Source organism: Escherichia ruysiae (assembly GCF_031323975.1).
Lineage (GTDB): Bacteria > Pseudomonadota > Gammaproteobacteria > Enterobacterales > Enterobacteriaceae > Escherichia > Escherichia ruysiae.
In genome coordinates, this window is record NZ_JAVIWS010000001.1 from 2146254 (window position 1) to 2160365 (window position 14112).

A 14112-nucleotide genomic window follows, 5' to 3' on the forward strand; every position below is an offset into this window, starting at 1 on the left:
CATCCAAATATGGATGGTTTTTTATAATTCAGAGAAATTAGCTACGCTGGCGAACTGCTTCAAATAAGCAAATTCCGGTCGCAACCGAAACGTTCAGGGAAGAAACGCTACCTGCCATCGGAATACTAATCAGTTCATCGCAATGTTCACGGGTCAGGCGACGCATACCTTCACCTTCCGCGCCCATCACCAGCGCCAGGCACCCGGTCATTTTGCTCTGATAAAGCGTATGATCCGCTTCACCTGCCGTACCGACGATCCAGATATTCTCTTCCTGCAACATACGCATAGTGCGCGCCAGGTTAGTCACCCGAATCAGCGGAACGCTTTCTGCCGCACCACAGGCCACTTTTTTCGCCGTGGCGTTGAGTTGAGCGGAGCGATCTTTCGGCACAATCACTGCATGAACGCCAGCGGCATCCGCGCTACGCAGGCACGCACCAAGGTTATGCGGATCGGTTACGCCGTCGAGGATCAACAGGAACGGCTGATCGAGCGAAGCAATCAGATCTGGCAGATCGTTTTCCTGATACTGCCGTCCTGGCTTCACACGGGCGATAATGCCCTGATGCACGGCACCGTCGCTTTTCTCGTCGAGATATTGGCGGTTTGCCAGCTGGATAACCACGCCCTGGGACTCAAGGGCGTGAATCAGCGGCAACAGACGTTTATCTTCACGGCCTTTTAAAATAAAGACTTCCTGAAAACGTTCAGGGGCGCGCTCCAGCAGGGCCTGCACTGCGTGGATGCCGTAAATCATTTCGCTCATTAATGTACTCGTTGTTTACGTTTTGCCTGATGCGCTACGCTTATCTGGCCTACGGATAATTCACCCTCTTCTTTTTGAAGAGAGCGAGATTGCTGACAAACAAGTTCACTCGTTAACGTGGGCACGGTTTTCTCCCCCTGGAAGGCGAATGGGCCCAGGTGAGGGCAATTATACGCGCCAGTGCTGGCCTGTTCCCCTCACCCTAACCCTCTCCCCAAAGGGGCGAGGGGACTGTCCGAGTGAATTTTTGCGTTGGTCATAATACTAACCCTCTTCTGTTTGAAGAGGGTTATGATCACTCTGCCACTTTTTTCTTCGCCGCACGCTTCGCTTTGGTTGCAGCGGCTATTTTCTGCGTTTTAGCCGATGGCTTCTTCGCTTTTTTCGCGTCTTTCTTCGCCGCTTTCGGCTTCGCTTTTTTCTCACCACGGAAGGCGCTGTCTGGCTCAAAGTTTACCTTTTTGCCGACCTGACGACGCTTACCGCCTTTTTTGCCTGCATCGCCTTTTTTGGCTTTCTCGCGCGCCGTTTTACCGACGTTGCGCGGTGCACGTTCGCTGGAGATCAGGCTAAAGTCGATTTTGCGCTCGTCCATATTAACCGCTTCGACGCGAACTTCCACGCGGTCGCCCAGGCGATAAGTCTGGCCGCTGGATTCGCCCATCAGGCGTTGTCCGACTTGATCAAAGCGATAGTAGTCGTTGTCCAGCGAAGAGACGTGAACCAGACCATCGATGAATAAGTCATCCAGACGAACAAAGAAACCGAAGCCTGTGACGCTGGAAATTACTCCTTTAAATACGTTACCAACCTGATCGAGCATGAAGTCACACTTCAGCCAGTCAGCCACATCGCGCGTTGCTTCGTCGGCACGACGTTCCGCCATCGAACAGTGCTGACCCAGTTGCAGCATCTCTTCCATCGAATAATGGTAGCCGCCAGTTTCAGTGGTGTTGCCCTGATGCCCCTGCTCTTTCGCCAGCAGATACTTAATGGCGCGGTGCAGCGTCAGGTCAGGATAACGACGAATCGGCGAAGTAAAGTGCGCATAGGACTGCAATGCCAGGCCGAAGTGACCACGGTTTTCCGGATCATAAATCGCCTGTTTCATTGAACGCAGCAGCATGGTTTGCAGCATTTCTGCGTCAGGACGATCGGCAACCGACTCCAGCAGTTCCGCGTAGTCGCGCGGTTCTGGCTTGTTACCGCCCGGCAGTTCCAGCCCCAGCTCTGCCAGTACAGAGCGGAAAGAGGTAATCGCCTCAGTGCTCGGCTTGTCGTGTATACGGAACAGTGCGGGTTCTTTGGCTTTCTCAACGAAACGCGCCGCCGAGATATTCGCCAAAATCATACACTCTTCAATTAATTTGTGCGCGTCGTTACGCTGAGTCTGTTCGATACGTTCAATACGGCGTTCAGCGTTGAAAATGAACTTCGCTTCTTCGCTCTCAAACGAGATCCCGCCGCGTTCTTCACGAGCTTTATCCAGCACTTTATAGAGGTTATGCAACTCTTCGAGATGCTTAACCAGCGGGGCGTACTGCTCGCGCAGATCCTGATCGCCCTGCAGAATATGCCAGACTTTGGTGTAGGTCAGACGCGCGTGAGAGCTCATCACCGCTTCGTAGAATTTGTAGCCAGTCAGGCGGCCTTTCGACGAAATCGTCATCTCGCACACCATACACAGGCGGTCTACCTGTGGGTTGAGCGAACACAGGCCGTTAGAGAGCACTTCCGGCAGCATCGGGATAACCTGCGACGGGAAGTACACCGACGTACCACGGTTACGCGCTTCTCTGTCCAGCGGCGTTGGCGGACGCACATAGTAGCTGACATCGGCAATTGCGACCCATAAACGCCAGCCGCCGCCGCGTTTTTTCTCGCAGTAAACTGCATCGTCAAAGTCGCGGGCGTCTTCGCCATCAATGGTGACCAGCGGTAAATCGCGCAGATCGACACGGCCTGCTTTTGCTTCTTCCGGCACTTCTTCTTTCAGTCCGGCAACCTGTTGCTCAACAGCCTGTGGCCAGATGTACGGGATTTCATGGGTGCGCAGAGCGATATCAACCGCCATGCCGGTGCCCATATTATCGCCAAGCACCTCGACGATTTTACCCACCGCTTTGGTACGACGAGTCGGGCGTTGGGTCAGTTCGACCACCACCACAAAGCCCATCCGCGCGCCCATGATCTGATCTGGCGGGATTAAGATATCGAAGCTCAAACGGCTGTCGTCAGGAACCACAAAGCCGACGCCCGCTTCGGTAAAGTAGCGACCAACAATCTGGCTGGTTTTTGGCACCAGTACACGGACAATACGCGCTTCACGGCGGCCTTTACGGTCAGCGCCCAGCGGCTGCGCCAGCACCTGATCGCCATGAATGCAGGTTTTCATCTGCTCGCTGGAGAGATACAAATCATCTTTACGTCCTTCAACCCGCAGAAAGCCGTAGCCATCACGGTGACCAATAACGGTACCTTTCACCAGATCGAGGCGTTCCGGCAGCGCATAGCACTGACGGCGAGTGAAGACCAGTTGACCGTCGCGCTCCATCGCGCGCAGGCGGCGACGCAGGCCTTCAAGCTGCTCTTCGCCTTCAATGTGCAGTTCTACAGCCAGCTCATCACGGCTGGCCGGTTTTTCACGTTTGGTTAAATGTTCGAGGATAAATTCCCGGCTAGGGATGGGATTCGCGTATTTTTCAGCTTCGCGTTCCTGGAAAGGATCTTGTGACATCTCGGTTCCTCCGTTGTCATCTCTGATGAAGATTTTCGTCACTCCACCAGCAATAATTTATAAAGCGGTTGATTCTCTTCAACCAAATCGGCAAGCGTGTAGTTATCCAGTTCCGTAAGAAAACTTTGCACGGCCTTAGAAAGTGCCTGTTTCAACCGACAGGCAGGTGTAATGTGGCAAAACTCACTGCTGCAATTCACCAGCGATAAGGGTTCCAGCTCGCGCACCACATCACCAATACGTATCGCACTCGCCGGTTTACCCAGGCGAATGCCGCCATTTTTTCCACGAACAGCAGTCACGTAGCCGGCACGACTAAGTTGATTGATTATTTTGACCATATGATTACGGGAGACGCCGTAGACGTCAGTCACTTCAGAAATACTGGTCATCCGCCCTTCTGGCAATGACGCCATGTAGATCAGCGCACGTAATCCGTAATCAGTGAAACTCGTTAACTGCACATCAACCTCAAAAGGGAAATCGGGAAAAAATACATTTACATTGATGATAAACCAGCCACAAGCTGTGTCGCTAATTTATTTCAGTTTGGGGAAGGAAAAAAGCGAGGATTTAACACTGTGTCGGATAGCATAATGGCTTACCCGACACAGCAATGTATCACACTGTTAGCCCGGCAGGCAAAATATCTGCCGGGCATACCAGGATTACGCGTCGAACGGGTCGCGCAGAATCATGGTTTCAGTACGATCCGGACCGGTAGAGATGATATCGATCGGCACACCGGTCAGCTCTTCAATGCGCTTGATGTAGTTCAGCGCCGCCTGCGGCAGGCCGCTACGATCTTTCACGCCAAAGGTGGATTCAGACCAGCCCGGCATGGTTTCGTAAATCGGCTCTACACCTTTCCAGTCGTCAGCTGCCAGCGGAGTGGTAGTCACTTCACGACCATCCGGCATACGGTAAGCCACGCAGAGTTTCACCTCTTTCAGGCCATCCAGAACGTCCAGTTTAGTCAGGCAGAAGCCAGACAGGGAGTTCAGTTGTACCGCACGACGAACGGCAACGGTGTCCAGCCAGCCGGTACGACGACGACGACCCGTAGTTGCGCCGAATTCGTTACCCTGCTTGCAGAGGAACTCGCCAGTTTCATCAAACAGTTCGGTCGGGAACGGACCTGCACCTACACGAGTGGAGTAAGCTTTGAGGATACCCAGAACGTAATCAACATAACGCGGGCCCAGGCCGGAACCGGTCGCCACGCCACCAGCAGTGGTGTTGGAAGAAGTTACGTACGGATAAGTACCGTGGTCGATATCCAGCAGCGTACCCTGCGCACCTTCGAACATGACGAAATCGCCACGCTGACGCGCCTGGTCGAGCAGGTCAGAAACGTCAACCACCATAGAAGTCAGGATGTCGGCAACAGCCATCGTATCATCCAGAACTTTCTGGTAATCAACCGCTTCAACTTTGTAGTAGTTAACCAACTGGAAGTTGTGATATTCCATCACTTCTTTCAGTTTTTCAGCGAAGGTTTCTTTGTCGAAAAGGTCGCCAACACGCAGACCGCGACGTGCTACTTTATCTTCATAAGCAGGCCCGATACCACGACCGGTGGTGCCGATCGCTTTCGCGCCACGCGCTTTCTCACGCGCGTTATCCAGCGCAACGTGATAATCAAGGATCAGCGGACATGCTTCAGACAGCAGCAGACGCTCACGAACGGGGATGCCACGGTCTTCCAGTTCTTTCATCTCTTTCATCAGCGCGGCCGGAGACAGCACAACACCGTTACCGATGATGCTGGTTACATTCTCGCGGAGAATACCTGATGGAATAAGATGGAGAACGGTTTTTTCACCGTTGATTACGAGAGTATGGCCTGCGTTGTGACCGCCCTGGTAGCGTACAACATATTTAGCCCGTTCAGTCAGAAGATCGACGATCTTACCTTTACCTTCGTCACCCCATTGGGTGCCCAGTACGACGACGTTGTTACCCATTTTTCAAAATCACCGTTTGCTTAAAAATGGATTCTACCATCGCTTTTTCAGAGTTACAGCACTTTTTGCATCCAAAAATGACCTTAATCAGTCTATTTTTTGTTCAGCCAATCGTTTTCCTCAACATGTAGTAGACCACAACGCCCGCAACCACAAGTCCACCACCAAAACGACGTAAAATATTATCGGGTAAATTGGTCATCGCAGAGATCATCTTCTTCCACGCCTGCGGGTAAAGCATCGGTCCTAAACCTTCCAGCACCAAAACCAGAGCAAGCGCCAGCCAGATTGTCGAATTCATTCATTGTCCTTATAGAAAAAGAAAACCACCGACATCCCTGAGGATGCGGTGGCTTTATTGACCTGTACCGCAGTCGTTATATTAACGCGTTGCGGAAGTCGGCGTCTTCATGTAGCGGAAGAAATCGCTGTCCGGGCTCATGACCATCACGTCCTGATTGCCAGAGAAGCTGTTCTCATAAGCACGCAGGCTACGGATGAATGCATAGAAGTCCGGATCTTTGCTGAATGCATCAGCAAACAGTTTGGCAGCTTCTGCGTCACCTTCACCGCGCATGATGCGACCCTGACGCTCTGCTTCTGCCAGCGTTCTGGTCACTTCATAGTCGGCAGTTGCGCGCAATTTTTCCGCTTCTTCCTGACCTTGTGAACGATGGCGACGCGCTACCGCTTCACGCTCGGCGCGCATACGGTTGTAGATCGCCTCAGACACTTCGGTCGGCAGGTTGATCTGCTTAATACGCACATCGACAACTTCAATACCCAGCGCCGCCATACTGTTCGGGTTGATGACCGGAACTTTGCCCTTCGTCTCAGCCGTTACACGCTCTGCCGCTTCGGCAATGGCGTTATCCGCTGCTGGGGTAGTGACTTCATCTTCAGTACCCGCAGAACCGGAGTTCAGCGCGTCACGCACTTCCAGAGTCAGACGACCACGGGAGTCGGTGACGATGTCTTTCACGTCCAGGCGACCAATTTCAGAACGCAGACGGTCAGAGAACTTACGTTTCAATAGCACTTCCGCTTGCGAAATGTCGCCACCACCCGTTGCCAGGTAGTAACGGCTGAAATCGCTGATGCGCCATTTGATGTAAGAGTCGACGATCAGGTCTTTCTTCTCTTTGGTCACAAAGCGGTCGGCCTGGTTGTCCATGGTCTGAATACGCGCATCGAGCATTTTCACCGTTTCAATGAACGGTATCTTGAAATGCAGACCCGGCTCATAAACCAGAGGTTTGTTGTCATCGTCACGCAGTACCTTACCAAAACGCAGCGTAATACCGCGCTCACCTTCTTTGACGACAAAGACAGACATGTAAAGCACTACCAGCACGATGATGATAATCGCGATAACTGACTTACGCATCGTTATTCCCCCTGACGCTGGTAGTCGTTACGCTGCGCGTTGGCGCGGCGTTGGTCCATAATATCGCCCTGACTGGTGGACGACGTGTTGCTTGCCCCACTGGTCGTGGAGGAAGAGGCTGGCGGCAGACGCAGCAGATTGCTGGCGCCGTTGTCGCTCTTCGCCGCTGGCGCGTTACCCCCTTTAAGCATCTGGTCTAACGGCAGAACCATCAGGTTGCCACCTTTATCGTTAACCAGCACTTTGCGGGTGTTGCCCAACACTTTTTCCATCGTCTCGATATACAGACGCTCGCGAGTAATTTCCGGCGCAGCTTTATATTCCGGCAGAAGTTTAGCAAAGCGCGCGACTTCACCCTGGGCTTCCAGGATAGTCTGAGCCTTGTACGCACGCGCCTCTTCGAGGATACGTTGCGCCTGACCGTTCGCACGCGGCTGAACTTCGTTGGTATACGCTTCTGCTTCACGAATGTATTGCTGTTCGTTTTCACGTGCGGCAATCGCATCGTCAAACGCTGCTTTTACTTCTTCCGGCGGACGAGCAGCCTGGAAGTTGACGTCCAGCAGAGTGATACCCATGTCATACGGACGAATCGTCTCTTCCAGTTCGCGCTGAGTATCGCTACGAATCACGGTACGACCTTCCGTCAAAATGCGGTCCATGGTGTATTTACCGATAACCCCACGCAGGGCGCTGTCGGTAGCCTGGCGCAGACTGTCATCCGGGCTGGTTACGCTATACAGGTATTTTTCCGGATTGGTGACGCGGTACTGCACGTTCATCTCAACGCGCACCACGTTTTCGTCAGACGTCAGCATCACGCCGGAAGCAGCCAGTTCACGCACGGCTTCCACGTTCACCGGTTTAACTTCGTCGATAAACGTCGGTTTCCAGTTCAGACCAGGTTCAACCAGATGGCTGAATTTACCAAAGCGTGTTACCACGCCGCGTTCGGCTTCTTTAATGGTGTAGAAACCACTGGCCGCCCAGATAATGACAATCGCTGCCGCTGCGATGGTAACGACACGACCGCCAAGCTGCGGGCGCGGGCCTTGCGATGAACTGCCACCGCCAGATCCAGTGCCTTTACCGCCGCCCAGACCACCGAGCTTTTTGCTCAGTTTGCGGAAGATATCATCTAAATCAGGTGGCCCTTGATCGCGACCGCCTTTGTTTCCATTTCCCTCAGAGTTGCCGCCAGGTTTGCTGCTTCCCCACGGGTCGCGGTCTTGTCCGTTATTACCGGGCTGATTCCACGCCATGTTTGTGCTCCATATTTGTTATGCGGTGATCCCTGTTGTCTTTCGACGCCAGAGGATATGACTCCACGCTTCAGACGCTTTGCCGGTTAGATCAGGTAATCGATCAACGCCGGTTCTTGTTTACAGAGGCGACGCCAGTCAACAATCGGCATACGAACTTGCAGACTTACGCTGCCGTCCTCCTCCATCCACTCTTTTTCTATTGCCTGAAGCTGATAAAAACGACTTCTCAGACGCCCTTCCTGCGGCGGCAGACGCAATGTATGCTGCGCCACCTCACCGGAAAGCCGCTCCGTCAAAGCCTGAAAAAGCTGTGGTATCCCCGCTCCGGTCTGCGCAGAAAGCCAGACACGGATCGGTTTGTTCTCTTCGTCCCGATCAATACGCGGTTCGAAATCTTCCAGCATATCGATCTTATTCATCACCAGCAGGGTTGGGATCTCGTGAGCATCAATCTCTTCAAGAACCGTATTCACCGCTTCGATGTTTTCTTGTACACGCACATCTGCCGCATCAATGACGTGCAGCAGCAATGTGGCTTGCCGCGTCTCTTGTAACGTGGCTTTAAACGCCGCCACCAGATCGTGCGGCAAGTGGCGAATAAACCCTACGGTATCTGCCAGCACGGTTTCACCGACATCCGCGACGTCAATACGCCGCAACGTCGGATCGAGGGTGGCAAACAACTGGTCTGCCGCGTAGACCCGCGCTTCGGTGATGCGATTGAAAAGGGTAGATTTACCGGCGTTGGTATATCCCACCAGCGAAACAGTAGGAACGTCGGCTTTGATACGCGATTGCCGCCCCTGCTCACGCTGCTTTTCAACTCTTTCCAGGCGCGACTGTATCTGCACGATGCGATTACGCAACAAACGACGGTCGGTTTCGAGCTGGGTTTCACCCGGACCACGCAAACCGATCCCGCCTTTCTGTCTTTCAAGGTGGGTCCAGCCACGCACCAGGCGCGTAGCCAGATGGCGCAGCTGCGCCAGCTCAACCTGCAACTTACCCTCATGGGTACGCGCACGTTGGGCGAAAATATCTAAAATAAGGCCGGTGCGATCGATGACACGACACTCGCACAAACGCTCCAGGTTACGCTCTTGCGCTGGGCTCAGGGCATGGTCAAAAAGAACGACCGAAGCACCCGTCGCTTTGACAGCTTCCGCAATTTCAACTGCTTTACCTTCACCTACAAAATACTTTGGGTGCGGCGCTTTACGGCTACCGGTAATCACCTGCAATGCTTCGACACCGGCGGAAGAAACCAGAGATTCAAACTCCTGGAGGTCTTCCATATCTTTGTCTTGCGTAAAATAGATGTGTACCAGCACCGCCTGCTCACCAGCATCATAACGGTCAAACAAGCGTAAAACCCTCTAAATAGATCAGCGGGGAACGCAGGATCGCTGGCTCCCCGTGTAAAAAAAACAGCCCGAAACCTTATTCGGTTTCTTCGCTGTCCTGTTGCGCGGAAGTATTCTGCGCGCTGCTACCATGATGGTAGTTACTGCTAGTACCGCCACCGGCGTTGTTACTGTGATGAGAAACCGGGCGAGACGGGACAACAGTAGAAATCGCGTGCTTATAAACCATCTGGCTGACCGTGTTTTTCAACAGGATCACGAACTGATCAAAAGACTCGATTTGTCCTTGCAGCTTAATACCATTCACCAAATAAATAGAAACTGGAACACGTTCCCGACGCAGTGCGTTCAGGAACGGATCTTGTAAAGATTGCCCCTTAGCCATTCTCTCTTTTCCTTATATGCTTATTTGTACTTTGAACCTTTCGATTCTGAAAAAATTGCGCACGATACGTCTCAATTGTACACATTCAGCCTGCGATAGCACCAACAACCTGTAATACTTCGTCACGCGCCTGTTCTGGTTTTTCACTGTCAAGCCAGTGAACCCCTTCCCAACCACGCAGCCAGGTTATCTGCCGCTTCGCCAACTGTCTCGTGGCGCAAACACCTCGATAAACCATTTCATCGTATGAGATTTCGCCTTCAAGGTAAAACCACATCTGGCGATAACCCACGCAACGAATGGAAGGCAAATCCGTATGCAAATCTCCTCGGGCAAAAAGCGCCCGGACTTCTGCTTCAAAACCTGAAGCCAACATCTGATGAAAACGCTGCTCAATTCGTTGATGGAGCAGTTCACGGCTCGCCGGGGCGATGGCGAACTGATGCACCTGATACGGTAGAGCGTCTCCTGACGTTTGCGTCAGTTCCGTTAAAGTTTTACCCGAAATGAAAAAAACTTCCAGTGCCCGGGAAAGCCTTTGTGGATCATTTGGATGAATCCTTGCTGCCGCAACAGGATCTATCTCCTGAAGTTGACGATGCAATGACTCCCAACCTTGCTCTGCCGCTTGTTGCTCAATTCTGGCTCGTACTTCGGGGTTCGCCGACGGTAGCGGCGACAATCCCTCCAGTAACGCCTTGAAATACAACATCGTACCGCCCACTAACAGCGGGATTCGCCCCGCCGCCGTGATATCGGCCATTTCCGCCAGCGCATCGCGACGAAAATCAGCAGCCGAATAAGCCTGCGACGGATCGCGAATATCCAGCAATCGGTGCGGCGCGGCGAGTAACTCTTCAGCGTTCGGCTTCGCCGTCCCGATATCCATCCCTTTGTAAATAAGGGCAGAATCAACGCTTATCAACTCTACTGGTAAAATTTTACGCAGCTCAATGGCTAACGCCGTTTTACCGGAGGCCGTCGGCCCCATCAAAAAAATTGCCTTAGGCAGGCTCGCCTTACTGATATCACTCATCTTTCAGGGCTTTTATCGCCGGATGTAAATCAACAGATTGTAACAGACCACCCGGCGGCGTTTTCACAAGCTGCGGACATAACCGTTCTACATCCGCCAGCAGGGTAATGGCCTGAGCCATTGACCACTGTGCATGTTCGCTCATCAGATTTCGTGCAATCCACTGCGCAATATTGCCAGGTTCGAATACGGACTGCTTCGCCAGGTAGCCTATCAGTTCAGGAATCAAGATTTGTAAATTTTGTTGGCGTAAGGGTAAAGGCACGGCTCTGATGGTCACATGCTGCGCATCAGACTGAAATTCAATGCCTAACTCCGCCAGAGCGGACTGCGCTTTTTCTAATGCCGATTTTTCTTCGCCAGAGACTTTTAGCCGCAACGGAATAAGCAACGGCTGGGCACAAACCGGCGCCTCACCCGGCGTCAGTTGCATCTGACGCAACCAACGTTCCGCTACCGCCAGGGCTAAAAGTGAAATGTTGCCGTCACGCTCCAGCAGCGCACAGTCGGAATTGACGATAGTCAACACCCGACCAAAGCTTTGACCATTCGATGCCAGCGTAAGTTCCTGCGGTTCTGGCGCTTTTGGTTTGAGCATCGGCGCAGGCGTTTGCAAAAGCTGGCGATACACTTCGCCTTGCTGTTTCTGGTAGCCCGGTTGCGCGTTCGGCCAGGGAGCAGACTGGCGACTGCCTGATGCTGGCGCAGGAGTGTAGCGTGGAGCTATCGGCTCACGAACTGCCGGTTCTGCAAAGTGATTGCGCCCCGCCGCCACGCGGTTTTCCGGAATGGCACGCGGTGCAGGTTGGGGGTCATCGTCCAGCGGTAGCGGCGTTTCCAGTTGCTGCTGTAGCACGCTCAGCACGCCCTGATAGATAAAGTCATGCACCAGACGCGACTGATGGAAACGCACCTCGTGTTTGGCGGGGTGCACGTTGACGTCCACCTGATGCGGGTCGATCTCCAGATACAGCACAAACGCAGGTTGCTGATCGGCGCCCAGTTTGTCTTCGCAGGCCTGGCGGATCGCATGATTGATCAGGCGATCGCGCATCATGCGCCCATTCACGTAGCAATACTGAATTTCCGCCAGTGCAGGCGTGGTGTGATTCGGATCAGCCACCCAGCCGCGCAGCGTGAGATCGCCGTGCTGCCATTCAATCGCCAGCGCATGTTCGAGAAAAGCGGTGCCACAAATCGCCCCTAAACGGCGTTCTTTTTGCCCGCCTTCCGGCACTGCGCGGTACTGGCGCACAATTTTGCCGTTATGCGACAAGTTGATAGTGACGTCGAAACGCGCCAGCGCAATGCGGCGGATGATTTCATCGATATGGTTAAATTCGGTTTTCTCGGTGCGCAGGAATTTGCGCCGCGCCGGAGTGTTGTAGAACAGATCCAGCACCTCCAGCGTTGTTCCCACCGGATGCGCCGCTGGTTTAACCGTCACGTCCATATCACGCCCTTCGGCATAAGCCTGCCAGGCTTCCTGCTGTTCCGCAGTGCGCGAAGTGAGCGTCAGGCGGGAAACCGAACTGATACTCGCCAGCGCCTCACCGCGAAAACCCAGGCTGATAATAGCTTCGAGATCGTCCAGAGAGGCAATTTTACTGGTAGCATGACGAGCCAGCGCCAGCGCCAGCTCATCTTTTTTGATACCGCAGCCGTTATCACGAATGCGGATAAGTTTCGCCCCACCGCGTTCGATATCAATATCGATGCGCGTCGCACCCGCATCGAGGCTGTTTTCTACCAGTTCTTTGACTACCGACGCAGGTCGCTCGACCACCTCACCTGCGGCAATCTGGTTCGCCAGTTGTGGCGGTAAGACCTGAATTGGCATCAATTATCCTTAGTTTGGCAGCGTGCGATCTGGTGTCGTCACCGTACTGGCAGTTTGTGCCGTTGCGCCCTGCGGCGCAGATTGCATCGGATGCGCAAGGAAGTAATTGCGCAGGCCTTTGTAAATGGCTTCTGCCAGCTGTTGTTGGTAATCGTCGCTCGCCAGCAAACGTTCTTCGCTGTTGTTGCTGATAAAACCGGTTTCGACCAGTACTGACGGGATATCCGGCGAACGCAGAACGCCAAGGCTGGCGTGTTCTGGTCGACGTTTATGTATTTCGCCAATGCGTTGCAACTGACTGATCATACTGGTCGCCACATCATACCCTACCCGCTGGGAATGACCGAACTGTAAATCCAGCACCGCCTGGCTTAAATACGGGTCAGACTGACTGTTCGCCAGCACATCGCCTGCCCCGCCCAGCAGCTCCGACTGTTTCTCGTGCTGTTCCAGCCAGCTTGCCATTTCACTGTTTGCGCGACGGTTAGAGAGCACCCACACGGAAGCGCCGGTAGCACTGCGGTTCGGTGCGGCATCAGCGTGAATCGACACAAGGAAATTGGCGTTTTGCTTACGTGCCACATCGCTGCGCCCCATCACCGAGATAAAGTAATCCCCGTCACGGGTTAAAACGCCCTTAAACATCGGATCATCATTGAGCAAAGTACGCAATTTACGCGCGATGGCGATGGTGACATTTTTCTCCCGCGTACCGCCAGGGCCGATAGCGCCAGGATCCTGACCACCGTGTCCGGCATCAATGGCGATGACAATTTTTTCGCCAGTGTTAGCCGTCGCGCGCGCTGCCGGACGCGTCACCGTATTGCTACTGATGACACCCGTAGCCCGGTTGCTCTCGGTTTTAAACGGATTACGCGCCGGTTCGCTGACGCGCGGTGCGACAACCGCAGGCGTTTCAACACGTTTAGCAACCACGGGCGGCGGCGGAGGCGGTGGTGGCGCATCGGCATTAATCGTAAAGACGACGGTGTAATTGCTGCCATTCTGCCGCTTCACCGCTTCGGTTTTACCGTTTTCGGTGAGATCGACCACCAGCCGCAGCGTTTGCGCATCTTTTGGCGTTCCAGAGCGAATCGCCTTCACCAGATTATTACCGCTGAACAACAACGGCAGCCCCTGAATCACGCCCGTTTGTTTGATATCGAGCGCCACGGTGCGTTTGCTTTGATGGCTAAATGCATAGTCAGGATCGCCAATAAAACTTAACGTTATCCGCGCCTGTTGATTGCCATTAGAAACCTGAATATCAGAGAGCGTCGCGGCGCCAGCCTGCGCGCACAGCAGCACCAACGTCGCTACCAACCAATTTCTGATGCGATACATCATCCCGCCACCTTCAAA

12 protein-coding genes are annotated in these 14112 nt (G+C 53.5%); all 12 read right to left on the reverse strand.

Translation table 11 applies throughout. From position 1 onward, the window contains the following. Positions 1–37: 37 nt before the first annotated feature. The 12 genes from rlmB to amiB all read right to left on the reverse strand — a co-directional run bounded on the left by rlmB (position 38) and on the right by amiB (position 14097). Entirely contained in the window at positions 38–769 is a 732-nt protein-coding gene (gene rlmB, locus RGV86_RS10580) for a 23S rRNA (guanosine(2251)-2'-O)-methyltransferase RlmB (protein ID WP_074558615.1), read from the reverse strand. A gap of 295 nt (positions 770–1064) precedes the next feature. Beyond that, positions 1065–3506 carry a ribonuclease R gene (gene rnr / locus RGV86_RS10585; RefSeq protein ID WP_000076288.1) on the reverse strand — a complete coding sequence of 814 codons (2442 nt, stop codon included), beginning with the start codon at positions 3504–3506 and terminating at the stop codon, positions 1065–1067. A gap of 38 nt (positions 3507–3544) precedes the next feature. Continuing rightward, positions 3545–3970, reverse strand: a complete 426-nt coding sequence (gene nsrR / locus RGV86_RS10590; RefSeq protein ID WP_001177639.1) for a nitric oxide-sensing transcriptional repressor NsrR — start codon at positions 3968–3970, stop codon at positions 3545–3547. Positions 3971–4174: 204 nt separating this feature from the next. Then, positions 4175–5473, reverse strand: coding sequence for an adenylosuccinate synthase (gene purA / locus RGV86_RS10595; RefSeq protein ID WP_000527963.1), 1299 nt, complete (start codon positions 5471–5473; stop codon positions 4175–4177). A 103-nt stretch (positions 5474–5576) separates the two neighbouring features. Continuing rightward, positions 5577–5774: a DUF2065 domain-containing protein gene (locus RGV86_RS10600; protein WP_001089300.1), complete on the reverse strand. Its 198-nt coding sequence runs from the start codon at positions 5772–5774 to the stop codon at positions 5577–5579. A gap of 81 nt (positions 5775–5855) precedes the next feature. Next, positions 5856–6860, reverse strand: coding sequence for a protease modulator HflC (gene hflC, locus RGV86_RS10605; protein WP_001232412.1), 1005 nt, complete (start codon positions 6858–6860; stop codon positions 5856–5858). Between the two features lie 2 nt (positions 6861–6862). Then, a complete protein-coding gene (hflK, locus tag RGV86_RS10610) occupies positions 6863–8122 on the reverse strand; it encodes an FtsH protease activity modulator HflK (protein WP_000312488.1) in 1260 nt (419 codons plus the stop codon). 86 nt (positions 8123–8208) lie between these two features. Continuing rightward, the gene (gene hflX, locus RGV86_RS10615; protein ID WP_000460360.1) at positions 8209–9489 is read right to left on the reverse strand and encodes a ribosome rescue GTPase HflX; all 1281 of its coding nucleotides are present in this window, start codon (positions 9487–9489) and stop codon (positions 8209–8211) included. A 76-nt stretch (positions 9490–9565) separates the two neighbouring features. Beyond that, positions 9566–9874: an RNA chaperone Hfq gene (hfq, locus tag RGV86_RS10620; protein ID WP_001051883.1), complete on the reverse strand. Its 309-nt coding sequence runs from the start codon at positions 9872–9874 to the stop codon at positions 9566–9568. Positions 9875–9959: 85 nt separating this feature from the next. Beyond that, on the reverse strand, positions 9960–10910 hold the full coding sequence (miaA, locus tag RGV86_RS10625) for a tRNA (adenosine(37)-N6)-dimethylallyltransferase MiaA (protein ID WP_309508374.1): 951 nt from the start codon (positions 10908–10910) through the stop codon (positions 9960–9962). After that, positions 10903–12750, reverse strand: coding sequence for a DNA mismatch repair endonuclease MutL (gene mutL, locus RGV86_RS10630; RefSeq protein WP_085461249.1), 1848 nt, complete (start codon positions 12748–12750; stop codon positions 10903–10905). Before mutL ends, miaA begins: the two co-directional genes overlap by 8 nt. A gap of 9 nt (positions 12751–12759) precedes the next feature. Continuing rightward, complete coding sequence (amiB, locus tag RGV86_RS10635; RefSeq protein WP_000990342.1) at positions 12760–14097, reverse strand: N-acetylmuramoyl-L-alanine amidase AmiB; 1338 nt, start codon at positions 14095–14097, stop codon at positions 12760–12762. Between the last annotated feature and the right edge of the window lie 15 nt (positions 14098–14112).